Below are 22,257 nucleotides of genomic sequence, written 5' to 3'. Positions count from 1 at the left end.
GCTGATCCGTGCTGTCACTCGTTCTGCCCAAGGGGTCGCTGGAGAAGGCGACCATGCAGCTGTTCGACGCCGCCGACCTCACCGTCCAGCGCGCCTCGGACCGCGACTACCGCGCCTCCATCGACGACCCCCGCATCGACCGCGTCCGGGTCCTGCGCCCGCAGGAGATCCCGACCTACCTCGAACAGGGCCTGTTCGACCTCGGCATCACCGGCCGCGACTGGATCACCGAGACCGACGCCGACGTCGTCAGCCTCGGCGAGCTGAAGTACTCCAAGGCGACCTCCAACCCGGTCCGCGTGATCATGGCGGTGCCGGACGGCGCGCCCTGGCGGTCCGTGGCGGACCTGCCGGAGGGCGTGCGGATCTCCACCGAGTTCCCGGCGATGACCAAGCGGTTCCTCGACCAGCACGGCGTGAAGGCCACGGTCGTCCCGTCCTACGGCGCGACCGAGGCGAAGGTGCCCGACATCGTCGACGCGATCGTCGACCTCACCGAGACGGGCTCGTCGCTGCGCAAGAACGGCCTGCGCATCCTCGACACGCTCCTGACCAGCTACACCGAGCTGGTCGCGAACCGCGAGGCCTACGAGGACGCCGAGAAGCGCGCCGCGATGGAGGACATCTCGCTGCTGCTGCAGGGCGTGATCCGCGCCCGCGGCAAGGTGCTGCTGAAGCTGAACGTCGCGCACGCCGACCTGCAGCAGGTCCTGGACATCATGCCCGCGATGTCCTCGCCCACGGTCACCTCGCTGGCCGGCGGCGAGTCCAACGCCGTGGAGTCGGTGGTCGCCAAGCGCGGCGTCAACACGCTGATCCCGGCGCTGAAGGCGGCGGGCGCCCACGACATCCTTGAGATCCCCATCGCGAAGATCGTTGACTGACCTTCCGGCCCTGCCGGCGGTGTGGCGCCCCCGCACCACCCGGCTCGTCGCCTACACCACGGCGGGGGTGATCGTGCTCGGCATGATCGTGCTCGCCGTGGTGGTGGCGCCGCAGTTCAAGCTGTTCGACCGGATCCTGATGGTCGCCTTCGCCGCGGTGGTCGCCTGGGTCCTGCACATGCTGGCCCGCTGCCGCGTCAGCGCCGACGACTCCGGTCTCACGGTCGTCAACGCCTTCCGCACCCGCCGCCTCGAATGGCCCGAGGTCGTCGACGTCACCATGACCACCGGCGACCCGTGGCCCACCCTCGACCTGGCCGACGGCACCTCCCTGCCCGCCATGGGCATCAACGGCGCCGAGAAGGCCCGCGCCGCCCACCAGCTCACCGAACTCCGCGCCCTCCTCCACACCCGAGGCGAAGCCCCCGACCCCGCCTGACCCCTCGGGTCACCAGGCGGTGAAGGCGGTGACGGTGCCGGCGCCGATGAGGGCGACGGCCCACACGCGGTCGAGGTCGAACCAGGCACGGCGCAGGACGGCCAGGCCGACGACCTCGTAGACGAGCACGGCGATCACTCCGGCCACGGTGAACATCGACAGGGTGTGCACGGCGGTGACGAAGATCCCGGTCGACAGGGCGCTGCCGGAGGACGACGCCAGGCCGTGGTCGTGGCCCGCCGGGGCCGTCCCGGACGAGGTGAGCACGGGCAGCAGCATCAGGCCCGCGCCGTGCACCGACGACATCAGGAACGACCAGCCGGCGAGCTGCCACAGCGAGATCCGCATGCCGACCCACCGGAAGTGGCGCCGCGACAGCAGCCGCCACAGGCCGAACCCGACGAGCACGGCCCCGCCGCCGATCGCGACCGCGCGGGTCGCGACGACGGAGCGGGTGAGGGCGACCAGGACGGCGACGGCGCCGACGGAGGCGGCGTGGCCCGCGGCGATGGCCGGGAGCGACTGCAGCACGAGGGACCGGCTGCGCTCCTGGAGTCCGCGGGCCACGGCGAACAGCCATCCCATGGCCGGGTTGAGGCCGTGGAACGCGCCGAGCGCGACGAGGGCGGCGAGCGACCCGTCGTTCACGGGTAGCAGTAGGAGTCCGAGGAGGCGTCGCCGCCCTGGAGGCGCGTCTGGTGCGGGCGGCGTCCGCGGAAGGCGTCGCCGCTGGGGAAGAACCGCTCGTCGAAGGAGAAGCCGTCCGGGGTGGAGTCGAGCTTGGCCATCCACGCGCCGACGCCGTCGGGATAGAACTGGTCGTCCCAGGAGCCGTAGAGCGAGTTGGTGACGTAGACGCGCTCGCCGTCGCGGCTGACCTCCACCATCTGCGGCCCGCCCGCGAGGGGGCGCCCGGGGTCGGCGGGGTGGGGGGTCCGGTCGACGATGCCGCCGATGCGCACCGAGCCCGCCTCGACCGGGTGGAACGGGTCGCTGACGTCGTAGCGCTTGAGCTCGCCGGTGCCCCAGCACGAGACGTACAGCCACTGGTCGTCCACGGACAGGTCGATGTCCGTCACGAGCGGCGGCACGGCCCCGAACGGCCGGATGACGGGCGGCAGGGAGTCCGGATCGGCGGGCTCGGCGGGGATCGTGATGACCTTGGTCGCGGCCCACCGGTCGCCGTCGCGGTGCCAGACCCACACCGACGCCGACAGGTCCTCGACGCTGACGACCACGCCCGCGAACCCGTAGAGCTTCGTCGGGTCGTGCGCGGGGCGCAGTTCCAGGACCATCTGGTGCTCGTCCCCGAGGTCGACCGTCTGGACGTGCTTGCGCTTGCGCAGGTCGAAGAAGTTCAGCGAGTGCCCGTACTTGCGGCCGAGCAGCAACTCCCCGACGACACCGTCCTCGATCATGGACGGGGTGCCCCACTCGGACGCGACGAGCACGTCGTGCGCGATGTGCCACCAGGCGTCGTAGGCGAAGTGCTGCGGGCCCCGGTCGACCTCCCAGCGTCCGAGGACCTCGAACGAGGTGTGGTCGAGCAGCGCGATCCCTCCGGGGCCGTCCTCGCCGTTCGCCCCGCCGAGGGCGGTCAGGTAGAGGCCCTCCGGCCCGCAGTGGACGGTGTGCGGGCGCGAGTACCCGGCGCGCTTGGCCAGCTCGTCCGGCTCCAGCGTCTTGACGATCTTCGGGGCGACGGGGTCGTCCTTGGTGTCGATGACGTACACCCGCGACGACCGCAGCCCGGGGACGATCAGGTACCGGCGCTCGACGTGCGGGTGCGGGGAGCCGGGGCACAGGGCGCTGCTGCACGCGTTCCAGCCGAAGTGGTGCAGCTCGTCGCCGAGGTAGGGCAGCTCGGTCCACCCCACCACCGTGCCGTAGGAGGCGGAGCCGGGGTCCACGTCGAGCACCGCGATCGCGTCCGGCTTCTCGGCGGCCCGGTCGAACGCCGCGACGTAGGCGAGCTTCTCCGGCGGCGCGGAGGCGGCGTCGCGCGGGGACGCGTAGAACGTCGGGTCTGGCTTCCACAGTGGCATGGGTGCCCTTTCAGGTGAGGGTGACCGGGTGACGGACGACGGCGCCGAAGAGATAGCCGAGCGTGTTGTAGGGGGCGGTCGCGGGCTGGGTGGTGCCGGTCTCGTCGGTCGCGCGTGCCAGGAGCTCGTACCGGCCCGGCCCTTCGGGGTGCCACGGCAGCTCCCAGCGGACCCATGCGCGAGGGCCGGAGTGGCGGTCCCGCAGGCGTGCGCGGCGCCACGTCCTGCCGCCGTCCACGCTGACCTCGGTGTGCCGGATCCGGCCGTTGCCCGACCAGGACCGGCCGTGCAGGACGTGCGGGCGCGCGGGCAGGGAGGCCCCCCAAGGCAGCTCGAACGCGGACTTGACGTTCATGCGGGTCAGGGGCGCCGACCCCTCCTCGGGGTAGCCGGGCCCGAAGAGCCGGTAGTAGCGGGTGTTCCACGGCGAGAACAGCGGCTCGTCGGCCACCTGGATGTCGCCGAGCCATTTGATGGACGCGATGCCCGTCCACGAGGGCACGACCAGGCGCACCGGGTGGCCGTGGTCGGGCGGCAGGGGAGCGCCGTTCATCTCGTAGGCGAGGAGCGCGTCCTTCATGGCCTTCGCGATCGGAAGGGGACGCCGCACGCGACCGAGGTTCTCGCCCTTGTCCACGAACTCAGAGTCCAGCCCGCGCGGCATGATGTCCACGGCCCCGGGGGTGACACCTGCGCGACGCAGGACGGTCGCCAGCCGGACGCCGCGCCAGCGCGCCACCCCGACCCCGCCCAGCCGCCAGGGCGTCCCCGACACCTCCTGGCCCTGCTGGGAGGTGTAGAACCCGCGCGCGTTGCCCGTGCACTCGATGAACGCGGTGACCTCCTCCGCCGGGAGCCGGAGGAGGTCCTCGTAGGTGAGCTCGACGGGGCGGTCCTCGGTGGGCGCGCCGCGCAGGCCGGTTCCCCACAGCCTCAGCCGCCAGGTGCGCGCGTCGATGAGCGGCGTGGCGACATGGTTGCGGACGAAGAACCGGTCGGTGGGCGTGAGGTACCCCTGCCCGCGCATGGCCTCCCACCGCATCTCGGCGTTCGTGCCCTGAGGGACGAACAGTTCCGGGGGCAGCGGCTTCACGATCCCGGTCGCGGCGTCCGCGGGCCGGGGGCCGAGGGCCGCGGAGAGGCCGGCGGTCAGCCCGGCCCCGGCCGACAGCCGCAGCAGCCCTCTCCGGGAGGGGAGCCGGACGCGTTCGTAGGTCGCCTCGTCGGTCAGGTCGTCCTCGGGGGGCAGGTCACCGGGATCACCGCTTCGCATGGCTCCGATGCTGCTCAGCCCGCGACCAAAAGTCAACTTTCCCTACTGCTTTAACAGGTTTTTAGCCGGAGGTGAGGTTCGCGGGAGGCCGCGGACCGGGCGTGCGGTAGGACGGAATCCCTGGAAGGTCCAGAGGTGTGACTCGGGTCCCGGGCTGAGTAGCCTGTGATCCGTGGGGGAGGCGGCGCCGATGACCGTGGACCAGGTCGGATCGCCCGCGGAGCTCGCGGGCCTGCTCGACAGGCATGGCTACCTGTGCGACGAGGGGCTCGCCACGGCCTGCTTCCTCGCCCTGCGGATGGGGCGGCCCCTGTTCCTGGAGGGGGAGGCCGGCGTCGGCAAGACCGAGCTGGCCAAGACGCTCGCGCGGGGCCTCGGCGCGCCGCTGATCCGGCTCCAGTGCTACGAGGGGCTCGACGCGTCGCAGGCGCTGTACGACTGGGACTTCCCCCGCCAGCTCCTGCACCTGCGCGCGGCGGAGGCCGCGGGCGTCAGCGACGTGTCGCGGCTGGAGGGCGAGCTCTACGACCGGCGGTTCCTGCTGGCACGGCCCCTGCTCCAGGCGCTGGAGACGTCCCCCAGCGTGCTGCTCGTCGACGAGCTGGACCGCGCCGACGACGAGTTCGAGGCGTTCCTGCTCGAAGTCCTCAGCGACTTCACGATCACCGTCCCCGAGCTCGGCACGATCCGGGCCGAGCGGCCGCCGGTGGTCGTGGTGACGTCCAACCGCACCCGCGAGGTCCACGACGCGCTCAAGCGCCGCTGCCTGTACCACTGGCTGGAGCACCCCTCGTTCGACCGCGAGGTCGCGATCATCAGGCGGCGGCTGCCGGACGCGGCGGAGCGGCTGGCCGGGCAAGTGGCGCGGGCCGCGCAGCGGATGCGCGAGACCGACCTGCTGAAGCCGCCGGGCGTCGCCGAGTCACTCGACTGGACGGAGGCGCTCGTGGCCCTCGGCGTCCGCGACCTCGACCCGGGGACGGCGGCGGTGACGCTCGGCGCCGTCCTGAAGTACCGCGAAGACCAGCAGCGCGTGCTCGGCGGCGGGGGCGCCGCCGGGCTAGAGGCCCTGCTCGACGGGGGATAGCCGTGGACCGGGACGTCACCGAGACGATGGTCGGCTTCGCCAGGACGGTGCGCGCCGCGGGCGGGGCGGCCGACCCCGAGCGGGTCCAGGCGATGCTCGCGGCGCTCGACCACCTCGACGTGCTCGACCCCCGCGACGTGTACTGGGCGGGACGGCTCACCCTGTGCGCCGACCCCGACGACCTCGCCCGCTACGACCGCTGCTTCGCCGCGTACTTCACCGGCGCGACCGCCCGCGCGCGGCGCGGGACGCCGCCCGTCGTGGTGCGCCGGGTGCCGGTGGCGGAGCCGGGCGGGCGCGGGGGAGGGCAGGAGCAGCAGGGACTGGAGGCGGCCACGGCCAGCGACGTCGAGGTGCTCCGCGACCGGGACGTCGCGCGGCTCGGCGCCGCCGAGCGCGCCGAGGTCGCGAGGCTCATCGCCCTGCTGGACGCGGGGGCCGAGCGGCGCAGGTCGCGGCGGTTCGCGCCGACGCCGACGGGGCGGCTCGACCCGGCGCGCACCGTCCGGGAGACGCTGCGGCGCGGCGGCGAGACGTCCCTGCTGCGGCATCGGAGCCACCGCACCCGGCCGCGCCGGGTGGTGCTGATCGTGGACGTCAGCGGGTCGATGAGCCCGTACGCCGACGCGCTGCTGCGGTTCGCGCACGCCGCCGCGCGCTCGGGCGGGAGGGACGTCGAGGTGTTCAGCGCCGGGACGCGCCTCACCCGCCTCACCCGCGAGCTGCGGCACCGCGACCCGGACGCGGCGATGGCGGCGGCGTCCGCGGCCATCCCGGACTGGAGCGGCGGCACGCGGCTCGGTGAGGAGCTCAAGGAGTTCCTCGACCGGTTCGGGCAGCGGGGGCTGGCGCGGGGCGCGGTCGTGGTGATCGCCTCGGACGGGTGGGAGCGCGGCGACGCGGGCCTGCTCGGCGCTCAGATGGCGCGGCTGCACCGGCTCGCGCACCGGGTGGTGTGGGCGAACCCGCACAAGGCGCGGCCCGGGTACGAGCCGCTCACCGCGGGTATGGCCGCGGCGCTCCCGCACGTGGACGACTTCACCTCCGGGCACAGCCTGGCCGCACTGGAGGAGCTGGCCCGCCTCGTCGCGGGCGCCGGAGAGGGGAGGGCTCATGCGTGACGTGCTCGGCGACATCGCGGGCTGGTACGGGTCGGGGCGGACGTTCGCGCTCGCGACCGTCGTGAACACCTTCCGCAGCGCGCCGCGCCCGCCGGGGGCGGCGATGGCGGTCTCGCCGGACGGGGAGGTCGCGGGCAGCGTGTCCGGCGGCTGCGTCGAGGGCGCCGTGTACGAGCTGGGGCAGACGGTGCTGGAGACCGGTGAACCCGTCGTCCAGCGGTACGGGGTGAGCGACGACGACGCGTTCGCCGTCGGCCTGACCTGCGGCGGGATCCTGGACGTGCTGGTGGAGCCGGTCGGCCCGGGCACCTTCCCCGAGTTCGCGGACGTCGCCGCGGCGATCGAGGCGCGCGAGCCGGTCGCGGTCGCCACCGTCGTGGCCGGGCCCGGCCGGATCGGCGCCCGCCGCGTGATCTGGACCGACCGCGCGTCCGGGTCCCTCGCGCCCGGCGCCCCGCACGCGGCCCGGCTGGACGCGGCGGTGGACGACGACGCGCGCGGCATGCTCGCCCAGGGCCTCACCGGCCAACGGCACTACGGGCCCGAGGGGGAGCGGCGGCTCGACGACCTCGCCGTCTTCGTGCACTCCTTCGCGCCGCCGCCGCGGCTGCTGGTGTTCGGCGCGATCGACTTCGCGGCGGCCGTCGCCCGGATCGGCAAGTTCCTCGGCTACCACGTCACGGTGTGCGACGCGCGGCCGGTGTTCGCGACGCCCAAGCGGTTCCCCGAGGCCGACGAGGTCGTGGTGAAGTGGCCGCACAAGTTCCTGGAGGAGGCGCGCGGCTCCATCGACGGGCGCACGGCGATCTGCGTCCTCACCCACGACCCCAAGTTCGACGTGCCGCTGCTGGAGGTGGCGCTGCGCACCGACGCCGGCTACGTCGGCGCGATGGGCTCGCGCCGCACCCACGAGGACCGGACGGCGCGGCTCCGCGAGGCGGGCCTGACCGACGCCGAGCTGGACCGGCTGCGCTCGCCGATCGGCCTGGACCTCGGGGCCCGCACGCCGGAGGAGACGGCCGTGTCGATCGCGGCGGAGCTGGTCCAGCTGCGCTGGGGCGGCTCCGGCCGCCCGCTCACCGACACCAGCGGCCGGATCCACGCCGAGTCCCACGCAGAGTCCCACGCAGAGCCGGGCTGAGCGCCTACCCTCGCGGGATGACGTTGCGCAGTGAGGAGTCCCCGGCCGGCCTGCTGCTCGCCGCGGGGGAGGGCCGCCGCCTCGGCCGCCCCAAGGCGACGCTGGAGCTGGACGGCGAGCGGCTCGTCGACCGCGGCGTCCGCACGCTGCGGGACGGGGGCTGCTCCCCGGTCCTGGTGGTGGCGGGCGCCGCGCCGATCGAGGTCATCGGCGCCGTCGTGGTGCCCAACCCCGGCTGGCGCGACGGCATGGGCTCGTCCCTGCGCGCCGGGCTCGCCGCGCTGCCGCCCGGCTGCCCCGCCGTGGTCGTCGCGCTGGTCGACCAGCCGCTGGTGACGCCCGCCGCCGTGCGGCGGCTGGTCGACGCGTTCGAGGAGGGCGCCGGCATCGCGGTCGCCACCTACGCGGGAGCGCCGCGCAACCCCGTCCTGCTGGCCGCCGCGCATTTCGCCGGCGCAGCGGAGGCGGCGGTCGGGGACCAGGGGGCGCGCGGCTACCTGCGCGCCCACCCTGAGCTGGTGACGCCCGTCCCGTGCGACGACGTCGCCGCGCCCGACGACATCGACACCCCGGAAGACCTGTCCGCGCTCAACCGCCCGCGGGAAGGACGCTCTCGTCCAGCGCCCCGCAGTCGACCGCGCGGCGCAGCCGGGCGGTGAGCGCCGTGATGGTGGCGGGCTCGTCCAGGACGCCGCTCGCGTTCCCCGCCGCCTGCTCGTGCCAGGCGCGGACCCTTCCGATCACGTCGTCGACGCCGCTCAGGTGGAAGGCGTACACCGCCGCGTACCGGCTCGGCAGATGCGCGGGATGCAGGTCCCAGCCCTGGTAGAAGCCGTGCGCCAGGGAGTGCCTGACGTGCCCGGCGTGCGCGGCCCACGCGGCGTTGACCTCGTCGGGCCCGTCGTTGCGGGGGATGACGTTGGTGGAGCCGTCCGACAGCCGCACCCCGGTGCCCGCCAGCGACACCTGCATGATGTGCCGGGCGAAGTCGCAGGCGGGGTGGTCGAGCCGCTGCTCGTGCGGCGGCAGCCCGAGCGCGGCGGTGTAGTCGAACACGCCGAAGTGGGCGGCGGTGATGCGGCCCTGCGCCTCGGTGACGAAGGGCTGGAGGCCGATCCGGTTCTCCACGGCGTCCATCAGCACCTGCGGCGTCTCGATCTGGATCTCGAACCGCAGGATGCCCTGCGGCAGCCCGAGCGCGGTCTCCAGCCGGTCCAGGAACTCCACGAACAGCTTGATCTGGTCGATCGAGGTCACCTTGGGGAAGGTGATGGTGAACCCGCCGGGCAGCCGGCCGAGCCGGTCGCGCAGCGCGGTCAGGAACCCGTCCAGCGTCCGCATCGCGCGCTCGTGGCCGCCGTCGGCGAACGACTTGACCCGCAGCCCCCAGTAGTGCGGCAGGCCCTTGACCTGGTACGCGGCGCCGACCGCCTCCACGACCTGCTCGACGTGGGCGTCCTCCTCCTTGTCGTCGCGCACCCCGTAGCCGTCCTCGAAGTCGATCCGGACGTCCTCCACCGGCTCGGCGGCCAGCTTCGCCGCGACCCGCTCCCGCACCGGCCCGGCGAGTTCCGGATCGAGCCCGAACGCCGCGCCGAACGACCCGGCGCCCGGCGTGTGGGTGTTGAGCAGCCGCAGCGCCTCGGCGCCGAAGTCGGCGGGCGTCGAGCGGGAGAACCGGTCCGCCGGGACGTACACCGTGTGGACCGGCTGGCGGCCTTCCGCGCCGCCGGGGAAGCGCTCGCCGTGGGCGTCGCGGACGGCGGCGATGCGCGCGGACAGATCGTCGTACGAGGAGACGCTGAGGTTCACCCCGCAATGATCCCCCAACCGCCACCGGCTAGGGAACCGTCCCGCGTGATCAGGACGCCTGGATCCCCCAGGTTCCGCTGAACACGGCGCCCGGTTCGAGGTCCACGACGCCCTCCCCGGTCACGAACGCGTTGGGCGGGCACGTCATGGGCTCGACGCCGAGGCCCGAGCGCGGCCGCGGGGCGTTGTCGGCGGTGTAGATCTCCATCCACGGGTGCGCCTCGTCGGCCCAGAGCCGGACCGTGCGGCCGCCTCCGGACAGCGTCACCCAGGTGCGGCCGCGGCCGTCGCGGTTGAGCTCGGCGAACGCGTTGTCGATCCGCCGGTCGCCGAACACGGGCCCGGCGCGCAGGTCGTACCGGGTGCCGGTGACGTCCACGGCCGGTCCGGACGGGATCAACCGGTCGTCCACCGGGAGGTACCGGTCGGCGCCCAGCGTGACCGTGCAGCCGTCGATGGGTTCGCCGACCGTCAGGTAGGGGTGCGCGCCGTGGCCGTAGGGGGCGGTCCTCGTCCCGGCGTTGCGCGCGGTCATCCGCACGCGCAGCCCCTCGGCGGCGTCGAGGGCGTACTCGGCCTCCAGGTCGAGGCGGAACGGGTACCCGGCCGTGCCGAGCAGCCGGTGCGTGAGCCGCACCCGGTCGGGCTCGTGCTCGGCGGCCCTCCACGGCGCCCAGCGGACGAGGCCGTGGATCGCGCAGTCGCGGTCGGGCTCGGACACGTCGAGCCGGTGCTCCTCGCCGCCGTACTCGTAGCGTCCGCGGTCGACGCGGTTCGGCCACGGGACCAGCAGGTGCCCGAACGCGGCGGGGGCCGGCTCGTCGGCGCCGTGCGTCAGCACCAGCGGGCGCCCCTCGCGGGTCAGCTCGCGCAGGCTCGCGCCCGACTCGGTGACGACGGCCTGGTAGGGCCCCGCGCTCAGGGCGTACTGCTCGCCCGTCAGGGCGGACCGCTCCCCGGAACGGGCGCGCTCCCCGTTGATCGACTCGCTCATGCGGCCGACGTTACCCCGCCCCGACGAGCCGGCCTCCCGCCGACGACCGCGCCCGCCGGCCCGGTTGCGCCTCGCCGTGACCGTCACGCCCTGCGGCGACGGCCGCCGCGGGTCGCTAGGGCGTGTGCGCGATCTCCGCGAGAGCGTGCAGGGCGTCGGTGAACACGTTCGCGGGCGGCTCGACCAGACCCGCGCCGACCTGGCCCGTGCCGGCCTCCCGCCCGGCGATGCCGGTGTCGATGACGGGCAGGATCCCGGTGCGGACGACGCGGGCGGCGTCCACGCCCACCGGGGTCCCGCGGAACGACAGCAGCGGGATCTGCAGCACCGGGTGCTCCGCGAGGGTGATCTCGTACATCCGCTGCGTCGCCGCGACGGCGTCCGGGACCTCGCCGCCGACGAACCGGACGATCGCGGGCGCGGCGGCGAGCGCGAACCCGCCCATCCCGGCCGTCTCGGTGATCGCCGAGTCGCCGATGTCGGGGTTGGCGTCGTCCGGGCCGTAGCCGCCGAGGTAGAGGCCGTCGGGGACGCCGGCGGGGCCGGTGAACCAGCGGTCGCCCGTCCCGGACACCTGGATGCCGAAGTCGGTGCCGTTGCGGGCCATCGCCACGACGAGGCTGGACCCCGGCACGCCGCGCGCGGCGTCCGCGCACGCCTTCGCCGCCGCCATCCCCGCGTTCAGGAAGAAGTGGTCGTTGCCCGCCGCGAACTTCAGCGCCTCGGCGGCCCGCGCCCTCGGCACCTCCTCGGCCGCCGCGAGCGCGGGCGCCAGCTCGCGCAGCAGCAGCGACGTCGCCGCCCGGTTGCGGTTGTGCAGCTCGTCGCCCATCTGCAGGGCCTGCGCGATGAGCGCCATCAGGTCGACCGGCCCGTGCCGCCGCACGGCCTCCCGCAGCGCCGGGCCGAGCACCTCGCCCATCCACGCCAGCCGCTCGATCACCTCCGGCCCGTACGCCCCGTACCGCAGGACCTTCCCGAGGCCCTCGTTGAGCGAGCAGTAGGAGGTCCCGCCGTGCTCGGCGTCCTCGACCACGAGCATCCACATGGACGGGGCGACGACGCCCGCCATCGGGCCGACCGCGGCGTGGTGGTGGCACGGTTCGAACACCGCCGCGCCGCGCTCCAGCTCGCGCTCGGCGCCGCGCGGTGTCTCGGCGAGCCCTTCGAGGAGCATCGCGCCGATGAGGGCGCCGCGCATCGGGCCGGACGCGCGGTCCCAGTCCAGCGGCGGGCCCGCGTGCAGGAACGTCCCCGGCTCCAGGCCGAGCACCTCGCGCGCGGGGCGCACGTCCACCAGGTGCGGGCGCGCCGTCACCATCCGCTGGACGGCCCGCGCGTTGGCCTCGGCATGCCCGGGGGCGCCGAGGACGGCCGCCAGCGCGTCGCGCGTCCCGGCGGGCGGCGGCCGCCAGTCGACGGCCTCCACCGGGACGGCCTGGTCGGCGAGGGCGCTCGCGAGCACCTCCACGCCGGTCGCGACGACGCTCGGCTCGCGGGAGAGCAGCCCGCCCAGCCGGTGCGCACGGTTCGGGTCGCGGTTCGGGTCGCGGTGGTCGCTCATCGGGGCGTCCCTTCGACGATCGACCCGTCCACCAGCGTGAGGGCGTGCCGGGTCGCCTGCGCGTTGGAGGCGAACACGTCGGCGCCCGCCTCGCACAGCGCGACGGCCTGCCGGTCGCGGTCCTGCGGGTCGGCCGCCGTCCCGCACAGCGACACCACGACGCGGAGGCCGGGGCGGTCCCGCAGCGCCGCGGCGACGGCCGGGGCGAGCGCGGCGGCCGGATCGGGCTCGGCGCCGTACCCGAGCACCACGTCCAGGAGCAGGACGCCGCAGCCGTCGTCGGCGGCCTCGGCGCGCAGGGCCTCCAGGCGCAGCGTCGGGTCGATCATCGGGTGCGCGCGGCCCCGCGTGTAGGCGTCGTCGCCGAAGTCGGTGAACCGGTGCCCGCGCGCCTCCAGCTCCCGGCCGAGCGCGTCCCGCGCGATCATCTCGGCCTCGTCGCGCAGCGTCCCGCCCGCGAACAGGCCGCGCAGCGCCCGGCCGGGCACCGGCGCGGCGCCGCCCCGCGAGGTCCAGCGCGGCCATGCCGGGACGGGCCGGCCGAGCGCCCTCAGCGCCTTCTCCGCGGCCCGCGTCAGGTCGTCCTCGCCGGGCAGCGGCAGCGCGAACACCACGGGCGTGTCCAGGCGCCGCGCCGCCTCCCGGATCAGGTCCAGCACCTGCGGCGCGGGCGGCTTGGACACCAGCACGATCAGTTCGGTGGCCGGGTCGGCGTCCAGCGCGGCCAGCGCCGCCAGCGCCGACCGTCCGCTCACCTCGGGCGACAGGTCCCGGCCGCCGACGCCGAGCACGTGGCTGACGCCGGTGCCCGCGGCGTCCAGCAGGCACATCAGCTGCTGCGCGCCCGTCCCGGACGCCGCGACGACGCCCACCGGGCCGGGCCGCACCGCGTTGGCGAACCCGAGGCCCGCGCCGCCGACCACGGCCGTCCCGCAGTCCGGGCCCATCACGATCAGCCCGCGCCGCGCCGCCGCCTCCTTCAGCGTGATCTCCTGCGCGACCGGCACGTTGTCACTGAAGATCATCACGTTGAGGCCGGCGTCCAGCGCGTCCATCGCCTCGGGGAAGACGTACGGCCCCGGCACCGACAGCAGCGCCACGGTCGCGTCGCCGCGGGCCGCCGCGGCCCCGGTCGTCCTGGCCGGCGCAGGCTCCCCCAGCACCCCCGCCCGCGCGGACGGGCGGGACGCCCCGCGCAGCAGCCCGTCCAGCGCCCCCCTGGCCTCGTCCAGCCCGGTTCCGTCCGGCCCCTCGTCCTCGACCCGGATCGCCACGACCAGGTCGTCGGGCCCGGCGTCGTCCGGCACGGCGAAGCCCATGCGGCCGAACATCTCGCGGTTCAGCTCGGTGCCCATCGCGACCATGGCCCCGGCGACGTCCGGCCGCTCCGACAGTTGCCGGCTCACCCGCATCAGCGTGACCGAATCGTGGTAGCCCCCCCGCCGCACCTCGACCCAGTCCCTCATACGCGCCCTCCGAGGGCGGCGCGGCACCCGGCGAGGACGCCGTGCGCCAGGTCCGTGCCCGAGGTGTGGCCCACCGCGAGCAGGCGGCGGACGGCGGCCTGCGGCGGCTCGTGCCCCGCGACGCCGCGCAGGACGGCGGCCACCTCGGCGCCCGCGTGGCCCGCCGCCGCGCAGTGCAGCAGCGTCGCGGCCAGCGCGGTCGTGCGGGTGCCCGCGTCGGCGGTGACGGCCGCGCCGAGCCAGTCGGCCAGCCGCACCGCCCCGCCGTGCCGGACGGCGCCGCCGACCAGCCGCAGCGCGACCAGCAGGCCGCACAGGATGTCGTCTCCGGTCGGGGTCAGCCCGGGGCCGAGGCCGACGATCCGCTCGGCCGCCTCCACCGCGCCCGCGAGGTCGCCGGCGGCGCACGCGGCGGCCAGCGCGTCCGGGTCGGGATGCCCGGCGAGGCCGCCGCCCGACGGCCCGGCGGCGGTGAGCGCGCCCGCGGCGGTCAGCTCGGCCTCCAGGGCGCGCACGCCCAGGGCGAGCGCGTCCGGGCGCAGCCCGCCGAGCGCGGGCGAGGGGTCCCACCAGCGGCGCACGCGCACGGTGAGGCCCTCCGCCTCGATCCGGCCGTCGCCGACGAACGCGTCCGCGCCCTCGCGGACGGACCGGAACGGGTGCTCGCGGCGGCTGGCGACGACCACCACCGCGTTCGGAAGGCGTCCCGCGTCGGAGGTGACGACGGCGAGCACGCGCGGCTCGGGGCCGCCCCGCATCTCCAGGTACAGCGCGGCCGGGAACACCGCGATGACGCGGGCCGGGCGGCGCGGCGGGTCGAGCAGCGGCCGCAGCGCGAGGCTCGCGGCGCCTGCGGCGGGGGGCCGTCCGGTGGGACGGGCCGGGAGCCGGATCGGGTCGCGGACGAGAGCGGTCACGGATCCTCCCGAGGCCGGTGTCGGCGGCCGCACGGCGTGCGGGCGGCCCGGCCTCCGGCATGACGGTAGAACGGGCCCGGCACCGGACGTATGGAGAATTCTGCCAAGGATGGTTGTCATCGTTCGTCTTTGTTGTCAGTGTTGATCAGGAATCGGTAGCGATCACGCCGTCACGGGCGATGTACGCACCAAAAGGCGAGGTGACCCCTGGCATGAGTTACACCACTGCGGACCCGGGCCCACCGGCCCTCCGGCTCGCGAGTACCGGAACACTGACCTACGGCCTTTCGGTCGGCGAGGTCCTCGGCGTCAGCACCCTGAACGGCGCCCGCCTCATCGCCGGACGAGCCGGACTCGAACGCGTCGTCCAGCGGCTGAACGTGATGGAGGTCCCCGACATCCTGTCGTGGGTCAAACCGAACGAACTGCTGCTGACCACCGGCTACCCCCTCCGCAACACCCCCCAGTCCCTCGACAACCTGGTGTCGGACCTGGACGAGCGCGGCCTGGCCGCCCTCGCCATCAAGCTCGGCCGCTACCTGGACTCGCTGCCCGCCGAGATGATCGCGCAGGCGGACCGGCGCGGCTTCCCCCTGATCCTGCTCCCGAACGACGTCGGTTTCGACGACATCCTGAACCAGGTGCTGACCGACATCCTGAACCGGCAGGCGGCCGTCCTCGCCCGCACCGAGGAGGTGCACCGGGCGCTCGTGCAGATCGTGCTGTGCGGCGGCGGCCTCCAGGAGGTCGTGGACGAGGTCGCGACGCTGCTGGACGTGGCGGTCGTGGTGCTGGACGGCGAGCAGCGGGCGCTCGCGGGCGCCGGCCCCGACGAGCACGTCCAGGCGATGCGGGCCTTCGACGCGGGCCGGCACGCGGCGTGCGGCCGCGGCGGCTGCGGCATCATCGGCGCGCACGGCACCGGCGACCACCTGGTCGTGCCGGTGATGGCGGGCGGTTTCGACCACGGCCGGATCGTCGCGTTCAGCCCCGCCGGCACCCTGCGCGGCACCGACCTCGGCATCCTGGAGCGCGCCGCGACCGTCGCCGCGCTCGTGGTGACCAAGCAGCAGGCCGTCGCGGCCGTGGAGAGCAAGTACCGCGCCGACTTCCTGCGCGACATCCTCGCGGGACGCGCGGGCGGCGACGACCGGATCGTCGCGCACTGCGGCGGGTTCGGCTGGGACCTGGACCGCCCGATGATGGTGGTCGTCGCCGAGCTGGACGGGCGCCCGCGCGGAGCCGTCGCCCAGGACGCCGAGGGCAAGGCCCGCGGCAAGGCGGCGGCGGAGCCCGACGGCGGCCCGCGCGGTGTCCGCGGCGCCGAGGAGCGGGCCGCGCAGGAGCGGCTCGCGGCCGCGTGGACGACGGCCGTCCGGCGGCACGACCGGGGCGCGGCCGTCGCGAGCTTCGCCCACGAGGTCGTCGCGATCGTCGGCGCCGAGGGCGACGACCCCGCCGAGTGGACGGCGGGCCCGGTCCAGGCGATGGTCAAGGAGGCCTCGTCGATCTTCGCCGAGCACCTGCCGGTGCGGCGGACGTTCTCCACCGGCATCAGCCGGACGGTGACCTCGCCGGCCGCGCTGCCCGAGGCCTACGAGCAGGCGGTGAAGGCCGTGCGGGTCGGCCGCCAGCTCAACGGCGCGGGCGCGCGGGCGCACTTCGACCAGCTCGGCGTGTACCGGCTGCTGAGCCTCGTCTCCGACCCCGAGGAGCTGCACGCGTTCGTCCGCGAGACGCTGGGCGACCTCGCCGCCGACGACGAGCCGGAGCTGGTGGACCTGCGCCGCACCCTCCAGGTGCTGCTGGAGACCAACCTCAACGTCGCCGAGACGGCGCGCCGGCTGCACTTCCACTACAACACGCTGCGGTACCGCATCGGGAAGCTGGAACGGATGCTCGGAGCGTTCACCGAAGACGCTCATCTGCGGCTCAACCTCACCCTCGCCCTTCACGTGCTGCGCATGCGGGGTATCTGAGGGTAGCGCCGGCGTCCCGGTGGCCCCGGGACGCCGCACCGGAGCGCCCGGAGGGCCGTCGTCCCAGATCGGCCCGCCGGCGCACCGGCCGGTCCTCCCAATCCTGGACGCGGGGTTTGGCAGAAGTCGCCGATGTCCGCCGGGCAGGGTAGATCTACCTTGCCCGCATGAATGGCCCGCGGGAACGCGGCCGGCTGAGCAGGAGGACCCCCGATGGTGATCGGCTGGAAGCTGCACGGGGACGGCAGGACGCCGCCGCCCGGGGAGGTCGTGCGGCCGGACGAGCGGCTGTCGTGGCCGCGGACCGCGGGCATCGGCGCCCAGCACGTGGTGGCGATGTTCGGGGCGACGTTCGTGTTCCCGATCGTGATGGGCCTGGACCCCAACCTGGCGATCATGATGTCGGGGATCGCGACGATCCTGTTCCTGCTCATCGTGGGCGGCCGGGTGCCGAGCTACCTCGGCACGAGCGCCTCGTTCGTCGGCGCGGTCGCGGCGATCCGCGCGGCGGGCGGCGACAGCGCCACCGTCACCGGGGCGATCTTCGTCGCGGGACTGGTGCTCGCGGCGGTCGGCGTGCTCATCCACGTCGTGGGCGGCGACGTCATCCACAGGGTGTTCCCCCCGGTGGTGACCGGCGCCGTGGTCATGCTGATCGGCTTCAACCTGGCCCCGGTCGTCGCCACCGTGTACTGGCCGCAGGACCAGTGGGTGGCGCTGGCGACGCTGGCGTTCGCGGTGCTCTGCGCGGTGCTGCTGCGAGGGTTCTGGGCGCGGATCACGATCCTGCTGGCGCTGGTGTTCGGCTTCGTCCTGTCGTGGCTCCTCGACGCCACCGCGGGCAAGATCACCTCCGTGCTGCCGGGCCAGAACCTGCTGGACGGGGCGGGCAAGCCGTGCGCGGCCGAGGGCCCCTACTGCGTCGCCACCGCGTTCCCGCACGAGCGGGTGAACTTCTCCGGAGTCAGGGCCGCCGACTGGTTCGGCTTCCCCGACCTGCACGCCCCGGACTTCAAGACCTCGGCGATCCTGCTGGCGCTGCCCGCCGTCATCGCGCTGATCGCGGAGAACACCGGGCACGTCAAGGCCGTCGCCGCGATGACGCGCGACGACCTGGACCCGGTCCTCGGCCGGGCCATCGCCGCCGACGGCGTCGGCACCGCCCTCGCCACCGCCGTGGGCGGCTCGCCCACCACCACCTACGCCGAGAACATCGGCGTCATGGCCGCGACGCGGATCTACTCGACGGCCGCCTACCTCGTCGCCGCGGTCGTGGCGATCCTGTTCGGGCTGTGCCCGAAGTTCGGGGCCCTCGTCGCCGCGACGCCGGGCGGCGTCCTCGGCGGCATCACCGTCGTCCTCTACGGGATGATCGGGCTGCTCGGCGCCAAGATCTGGATCGAGAACCGGGTCGACTTCGCCGACCCGGTCAACCTCGTCCCGGTGGCGGCCGCGATCATCCTGGCGATCGGGAACGTGACACTCCAGATCACCGACGACTTCCCGCTGCAGGGCATCGCGCTCGGTACCATCGCCGTCCTGCTCGGCTACCACGTCCTGAACGTGCTGCGCCGGCCGGAGGACACCGGCGGCGGCGTCATCGCCCCGGCGGAGGAGGAGATCGGCGGCCCCGTCAGGCACTCCGGACACGAGCCGCCCGAAACGGGTACACCGAGGAGCGATGCGAGCTGACCGGGATGTGAGCCGACAGTGATGCGAGCTGACAGGGCGGCGCGGTGAAACCACCTCCGTTCGGCTACCACGCGCCGCGCACCCTCGGCGAAGCCCTGGACGCGCTGGCCGCCACGCCAGGCGGGAAGGTCCTCGCGGGCGGGCAGAGCCTCATCCCGCTGCTGAACATGCGGCTGGCCGCGCCGCCTGCCCTCGTCGACGTCAACCGCGTCGCGGAGCTGGACGCGCTGCACGTCGGCGACCAGGGCGTGCGGATCGGCGCGCTCGCCCGGCACGCGCGGGTGGAGCGCTCGGCGGAGGCGGCGGCCGTGCAGCCGCTGCTCGGCCGGGCGCTCCGGCACGTCGCGCACCCGGTGATCCGCAACCGGGGGACGGTCGTCGGCAGCCTCGCGCACGCCGATCCCGCCGCCGAGATGCCCGCGGTGCTGGCCGTCCTCGGCGGGACGGTCGAGGCGGCGTCCGTGCGGGGCCGGCGCACCATCGCGGCCGAGGCGTTCTTCCTCGGGCCGCTGGAGTCGGCGCTGGAGCCCGGCGAGCTGGCCGTCTCGGCGTTCTTCCCGGCCGCGCCGCCCCGCACCGGCTCCGCGTTCGCCGAGACGGCGCGCCGGCACGGCGACTACGCGCTCAGCGGCGTCGCCGCCGTCGTCGGCCTCGACGAGGACCTACGGGTCGCCTCCGTGCGGGCGGGCTTCCTCGGCATCGCGCCGGTGCCGCTCGTCCTCGACCTGACCGGCGCCGCCGGGTCCCGGGGCGACTGGGCGGCGGCGGCCGCCCACGTCCGGGAGCGGATCGACCCCGAGCCCGACATCCACGCGGGCGCCGCCTACCGGCGCCACCTCACCGGCGTGCTCGCCGAGCGCGCCCTGAACGCGGCCGCGGCCGAGGCGCTGCGGCGGGCGGAGGACTGATGGCCGAGAGCTTCGAGGTCGCCCTGACCGTCAACGGGACGCACCGCGCGGCCCGCGTCCCGGCGCGGCGGCTGCTGTCGGACCTGCTCCGGCACGACCTCGGGCTCACCGGCACGCACGTCGGCTGCGAGCACGGCGTCTGCGGCTGCTGCACCGTCCTGCTCGACGGGGAGCCGGTGCGGTCGTGCCTCATGCTCGCCGTCACCGCCGCGGGCCACGAGGTCACCACCGTCGAGGGGCTCGCCGAGCCGGACGGGACGCCGTCGCCGGTGCAGCGCGCGTTCCGCGAGTGCCACGGGCTGCAGTGCGGGTTCTGCACGCCGGGCTTCCTGTGCACCGTCACGGCGCTGCTGCGGGAGACGCCGCGCCCGACGGAGGACCAGGTCCTGGAGGGGATCTCGGGGAACCTGTGCCGCTGCACCGGGTACCAGAACATCGTCAAGTCGGTGCACCGCGCCGCCGACCTGCTCACCGAGGAGACGTGAATGGGCACGCGGGTGTTCGGTGAACCGGTCGAGCGGCGCGAGGACGGCAGGCTCCTCACCGGGCGCGGCCGCTACCTCGACGACCTCGGGCGCGACGCGCTCGCGGCGGCGTTCGTGCGCTCCCCCCACGCGCACGCGCGGATCGTCGACATCGACGTGTCGGAGGCGCTCGACGTCGAGGGCCTCGTCGCCGTCTACACCTGGGAGGACCTGCCCGGGAAGGTCGGCGACCCGCTGCCGCTCCTCATCCCGCACCCCGCGCTGACCCACGGCCGCACCGGGTACCCGCTCGCCCGCGACGTCGTCCGGCACGTCGGCGAGCCCGTCGCGATGGTCGTGGCCCGCGACCGCTACCTGGCCGAGGACGCCGCCGAGCGCATCCGCGTCGAGTACGAGCCGCTGCCGCCCGTCGTCGGCATCGGGACGGCGGAGCGCGCCGAGCACCTGGTCCACGACGACGTCCCCGGCAACGTGGGCGCCGTCCTGGTCCAGGAGAACGGCGACGCCGCCGCCGCGATCGACGCCGCGCCGCACGTGCTGGAGTTCCGGCTCTCCATCGAGCGCAGCGCGTCCATGCCCCTGGAGGGCCGCGGCGTCTACGCGCGCTGGGACGCCGACGACGGGTCGCTGCGCGTGTACTCCTCGACGCAGGCGTCCACCAGCGTGCGGGCGGCGATCGCGGCGCGGCTCGGGCTGCCCAACGGGAAGGTCGAGGTGATCGCGCCGGACGTCGGCGGCGGCTTCGGCGTGAAGATCGTCCACCCGTGGCCGGAGGAGGTCCTCGTGCCGTGGGCGGCGCGGCTGCTCGACCGCGAGATCAAGTGGACCGAGGACCGCCGCGAGCACTTCGTCTCCGCCGCGCACGAGCGCGGGCAGCTGCAGGACGTGCGGGTCGGCTTCGACGGCGAGGGCCGCGTCCTCGGCCTGGACGTGCGGATCCTGCACGACCACGGCGCCTACACCCCGTACGGGATCATCATCCCGATCGTCACCTCCACCCAGCTCCTCGGCCCCTACAGGATCGGCGCGTACCGGGCGGAGGTCGTCAGCCTCTACACCAACACCCTCATCGTCACCCCGTACCGGGGCGCGGGCCGCCCGCAAGGGGTGTTCTGCATGGAGCGGACGATGGACCGCATCGCCCGCCATCTCGGCCGCGACCGCGCCGACGTGCGCGCCGCCAACTTCATCCAGCCGGACGAGTTCCCCTACGACCAGGGCCTGACGTTCCAGGACGGCCGCCCGCTCATCTACGACTCGGGGAACTACCCGGAGCTGCTCCGCAAGGCGCGCGAGCTGATCGGCTGGGACGGCTTCGAGGCCGAGCGCGCCGCCGCCGCGTCCCGGGGCCGCCGCATCGGCGTCGGCCTCGGCGTCTACGTGGAGGGCACGGGCGTCGGCCCCTACGAGGGCGGGCACGTCGAGATCGACACCGCGGGGCGGGTGCACGTGTCGACCGGGCTCACCTCGCAAGGCCAGGGCCACGAGACCGTGTTCGCGCAGATCGCCGCCGCCGAGCTCGGCGTCCCCATCGAGGACGTGCACGTCACGACGGGCGACACCCGGCGGTTCGGGTACGCGGTCGGGACGTTCGCGTCCCGCGCGGCCGTGATGAGCGGCAACGCGATCGCGCTGGCGTGCCGCAAGGTCCGCGGCAAGGCGCTGCGCATCGCGGGGGAGGCCCTGGAGGCCGACCCGGAGGACCTGGAGATCACCGACGGGGTCGTGCACGTGCGCGGCGACCGGTCGGCGGCCGTCCCGCTGCGGACGGTGGCGGTGCTGTCCAACCCGCTGCGGTACGCGTTCGACGAGGAGGCCGCGGCGGCGACGCAGTTCGCGGTGGGGCGCCCGGTCACCGAACCGCCCGTCGCGCCCGGGGACGAGCCCGGCCTGGAGGGCCGCGACTACTACTCGCCGGTGCGCTCGACGTTCTCCTCCGGCGCGCACGCCGCGATCGTGGAGGTCGACCCGGACACGGCCGAGGTCGCGATCCTGCGGTACGCGGTCGTGCACGACTGCGGGCGGCTCATCAACCCGATGGTGGTGGAGGGCCAGATCCACGGCGGCGTCGCGCAGGGCGTCGGCGGCGCGCTGTACGAGCGGATGGTGTACGACGAGTCGGGGCAGCTGCTCAACGCCTCGTTCATGGACTTCCTGATGCCGTACGCGACGGAGGTCCCGCGCATCGAGACCGACCACCTGGAGACGCCGTCGCCGCTGAACCCGCTCGGCATCAAGGGGGCGGGGGAGGCCGGCGTCATTCCGGTGTCGGCGGTGATCGCGTCGGCGGTCGAGGACGCGGAGGGCCTGCGGGTGGACGCGATGCCGCTGTCACCGGACGAGCTGTACACGCTCCGGCTGCGCGCCGCGGACGACCCGTCGCTGCGCGTCCGCGAGGCCGCCGACGTCACCTGAGGCGGCGCCTGTTTCCGCGCCCTCTTCCAGGGGCG

The 22,257-nt window shown here is 74.8% G+C and carries 19 protein-coding genes; 11 read left to right on the top strand and 8 right to left on the bottom strand.

Going from position 1 to position 22,257, the window contains the following annotated elements; all coding sequences use genetic code 11:
- The first annotated feature begins 8 nt into the window (after positions 1–8).
- Together hisG and BJY14_RS06920 are read left to right on the top strand one after the other, a co-directional pair.
- The gene (gene hisG, locus BJY14_RS06925) at positions 9–884 is read left to right on the top strand and encodes an ATP phosphoribosyltransferase (RefSeq protein ID WP_179842847.1); all 876 of its coding nucleotides are present in this window, start codon (positions 9–11) and stop codon (positions 882–884) included.
- Positions 877–1,323 (top strand): PH domain-containing protein, encoded by a 447-nt coding sequence (locus BJY14_RS06920; RefSeq protein ID WP_246395828.1) that lies wholly within the window; start codon positions 877–879, stop codon positions 1,321–1,323. Before hisG ends, BJY14_RS06920 begins: the two co-directional genes overlap by 8 nt.
- 9 nt (positions 1,324–1,332) lie before the next feature.
- Here the strand turns inward: BJY14_RS06920 and BJY14_RS06915 are convergent, their stop codons facing one another.
- From BJY14_RS06915 to BJY14_RS06905, 3 genes are read right to left on the bottom strand one after another with little or no spacing between them, the layout of a single operon-like run.
- Positions 1,333–1,971, bottom strand: a complete 639-nt coding sequence (locus BJY14_RS06915) for a hypothetical protein (RefSeq protein WP_179842846.1) — start codon at positions 1,969–1,971, stop codon at positions 1,333–1,335.
- On the bottom strand, positions 1,968–3,368 hold the full coding sequence (locus tag BJY14_RS06910) for a selenium-binding protein SBP56-related protein (RefSeq protein WP_179842845.1): 1,401 nt from the start codon (positions 3,366–3,368) through the stop codon (positions 1,968–1,970). The genes BJY14_RS06915 and BJY14_RS06910 overlap by 4 nt, the downstream gene beginning before the upstream one ends.
- A gap of 10 nt (positions 3,369–3,378) precedes the next feature.
- Positions 3,379–4,641, bottom strand: coding sequence for a sulfite oxidase (locus BJY14_RS06905; protein ID WP_179842844.1), 1,263 nt, complete (start codon positions 4,639–4,641; stop codon positions 3,379–3,381).
- Positions 4,642–4,831: 190 nt separating this feature from the next.
- On the opposite strand from BJY14_RS06905, the gene BJY14_RS06900 reads away from it, so the two are divergent.
- From BJY14_RS06900 to BJY14_RS06885, 4 genes are read left to right on the top strand one after another with little or no spacing between them, the layout of a single operon-like run.
- Complete coding sequence (locus tag BJY14_RS06900; RefSeq protein ID WP_179849219.1) at positions 4,832–5,728, top strand: AAA family ATPase; 897 nt, start codon at positions 4,832–4,834, stop codon at positions 5,726–5,728.
- A 2-nt stretch (positions 5,729–5,730) separates the two neighbouring features.
- Positions 5,731–6,849, top strand: coding sequence for a vWA domain-containing protein (locus BJY14_RS06895; protein WP_312879037.1), 1,119 nt, complete (start codon positions 5,731–5,733; stop codon positions 6,847–6,849).
- Entirely contained in the window at positions 6,842–7,990 is a 1,149-nt protein-coding gene (locus BJY14_RS06890) for an XdhC family protein (protein ID WP_179842843.1), read from the top strand. Before BJY14_RS06895 ends, BJY14_RS06890 begins: the two co-directional genes overlap by 8 nt.
- Before the next feature lie 17 nt (positions 7,991–8,007).
- The gene (locus BJY14_RS06885) at positions 8,008–8,649 is read left to right on the top strand and encodes a nucleotidyltransferase family protein (protein ID WP_179842842.1); all 642 of its coding nucleotides are present in this window, start codon (positions 8,008–8,010) and stop codon (positions 8,647–8,649) included.
- Here the strand turns inward: BJY14_RS06885 and BJY14_RS06880 are convergent.
- From BJY14_RS06880 to BJY14_RS06860, 5 genes are all read right to left on the bottom strand, one after another.
- The gene (locus BJY14_RS06880) at positions 8,579–9,802 is read right to left on the bottom strand and encodes a DUF6986 family protein (protein ID WP_179842841.1); all 1,224 of its coding nucleotides are present in this window, start codon (positions 9,800–9,802) and stop codon (positions 8,579–8,581) included. The two genes, BJY14_RS06885 and BJY14_RS06880, sit on opposite strands and share 71 nt — an antisense overlap.
- 49 nt (positions 9,803–9,851) lie before the next feature.
- The gene (locus tag BJY14_RS06875; protein WP_179842840.1) at positions 9,852–10,796 is read right to left on the bottom strand and encodes an aldose 1-epimerase family protein; all 945 of its coding nucleotides are present in this window, start codon (positions 10,794–10,796) and stop codon (positions 9,852–9,854) included.
- Between the two features lie 115 nt (positions 10,797–10,911).
- The gene (locus BJY14_RS06870; RefSeq protein ID WP_179842839.1) at positions 10,912–12,360 is read right to left on the bottom strand and encodes a YlbE family protein; all 1,449 of its coding nucleotides are present in this window, start codon (positions 12,358–12,360) and stop codon (positions 10,912–10,914) included.
- Positions 12,357–13,826, bottom strand: coding sequence for an AllF/FdrA family protein (locus tag BJY14_RS46420; protein WP_179842838.1), 1,470 nt, complete (start codon positions 13,824–13,826; stop codon positions 12,357–12,359). The genes BJY14_RS06870 and BJY14_RS46420 overlap by 4 nt, the downstream gene beginning before the upstream one ends.
- A complete protein-coding gene (locus tag BJY14_RS06860) occupies positions 13,823–14,743 on the bottom strand; it encodes an oxamate carbamoyltransferase subunit AllH family protein (RefSeq protein ID WP_312879035.1) in 921 nt (306 codons plus the stop codon). Before BJY14_RS06860 ends, BJY14_RS46420 begins: the two co-directional genes overlap by 4 nt.
- A 212-nt stretch (positions 14,744–14,955) precedes the next feature.
- Between BJY14_RS06860 and BJY14_RS06855 the strand changes: the two genes are divergently transcribed.
- From BJY14_RS06855 to cutA, 5 genes are all read left to right on the top strand, one after another.
- Positions 14,956–16,722, top strand: a complete 1,767-nt coding sequence (locus tag BJY14_RS06855; protein WP_179842836.1) for a PucR family transcriptional regulator — start codon at positions 14,956–14,958, stop codon at positions 16,720–16,722.
- Positions 16,723–16,935: 213 nt separating this feature from the next.
- The gene (locus tag BJY14_RS06850) at positions 16,936–18,414 is read left to right on the top strand and encodes a uracil-xanthine permease family protein (RefSeq protein ID WP_179842835.1); all 1,479 of its coding nucleotides are present in this window, start codon (positions 16,936–16,938) and stop codon (positions 18,412–18,414) included.
- A 44-nt stretch (positions 18,415–18,458) separates the two neighbouring features.
- The gene (locus BJY14_RS47155; RefSeq protein WP_179842834.1) at positions 18,459–19,322 is read left to right on the top strand and encodes an FAD binding domain-containing protein; all 864 of its coding nucleotides are present in this window, start codon (positions 18,459–18,461) and stop codon (positions 19,320–19,322) included.
- Positions 19,322–19,807: a (2Fe-2S)-binding protein gene (locus BJY14_RS06840; protein WP_179842833.1), complete on the top strand. Its 486-nt coding sequence runs from the start codon at positions 19,322–19,324 to the stop codon at positions 19,805–19,807. The genes BJY14_RS47155 and BJY14_RS06840 overlap by 1 nt, the downstream gene beginning before the upstream one ends.
- Positions 19,808–22,222, top strand: a complete 2,415-nt coding sequence (gene cutA, locus BJY14_RS06835; protein ID WP_179842832.1) for an aerobic carbon-monoxide dehydrogenase large subunit — start codon at positions 19,808–19,810, stop codon at positions 22,220–22,222.
- Positions 22,223–22,257: the final 35 nt, after the last annotated feature.

Origin of the sequence: Actinomadura luteofluorescens (assembly GCF_013409365.1) — a bacterium.
GTDB lineage: Bacteria > Actinomycetota > Actinomycetes > Streptosporangiales > Streptosporangiaceae > Spirillospora > Spirillospora luteofluorescens.
This window is presented reverse-complemented; position numbering and strand designations above follow the sequence as displayed.

Excerpts from the sequence above, each read along its gene's own strand:
- BJY14_RS06875 (WP_179842840.1), bottom strand. The coding sequence starts at position 10,796 with ATGAGCGAGTCGATCAACGGGGAGCGCGCCCGTTCCGGGGAGCGGTCC.
- BJY14_RS06910 (WP_179842845.1), bottom strand. The coding sequence starts at position 3,368 with ATGCCACTGTGGAAGCCAGACCCGACGTTCTACGCGTCCCCGCGCGAC.
- BJY14_RS06840 (WP_179842833.1), top strand. The coding sequence starts at position 19,322 with ATGGCCGAGAGCTTCGAGGTCGCCCTGACCGTCAACGGGACGCACCGC.
- BJY14_RS06900 (WP_179849219.1), top strand. The coding sequence starts at position 4,832 with ATGACCGTGGACCAGGTCGGATCGCCCGCGGAGCTCGCGGGCCTGCTC.
- cutA (WP_179842832.1), top strand. The coding sequence starts at position 19,808 with ATGGGCACGCGGGTGTTCGGTGAACCGGTCGAGCGGCGCGAGGACGGC.
- BJY14_RS06870 (WP_179842839.1), bottom strand. The coding sequence starts at position 12,360 with ATGAGCGACCACCGCGACCCGAACCGCGACCCGAACCGTGCGCACCGG.
- BJY14_RS06905 (WP_179842844.1), bottom strand. The coding sequence starts at position 4,641 with ATGCGAAGCGGTGATCCCGGTGACCTGCCCCCCGAGGACGACCTGACC.
- BJY14_RS06885 (WP_179842842.1), top strand. The coding sequence starts at position 8,008 with ATGACGTTGCGCAGTGAGGAGTCCCCGGCCGGCCTGCTGCTCGCCGCG.
- BJY14_RS06855 (WP_179842836.1), top strand. The coding sequence starts at position 14,956 with ATGAGTTACACCACTGCGGACCCGGGCCCACCGGCCCTCCGGCTCGCG.
- BJY14_RS06850 (WP_179842835.1), top strand. The coding sequence starts at position 16,936 with ATGGTGATCGGCTGGAAGCTGCACGGGGACGGCAGGACGCCGCCGCCC.
- BJY14_RS46420 (WP_179842838.1), bottom strand. The coding sequence starts at position 13,826 with ATGAGGGACTGGGTCGAGGTGCGGCGGGGGGGCTACCACGATTCGGTC.
- BJY14_RS06890 (WP_179842843.1), top strand. The coding sequence starts at position 6,842 with ATGCGTGACGTGCTCGGCGACATCGCGGGCTGGTACGGGTCGGGGCGG.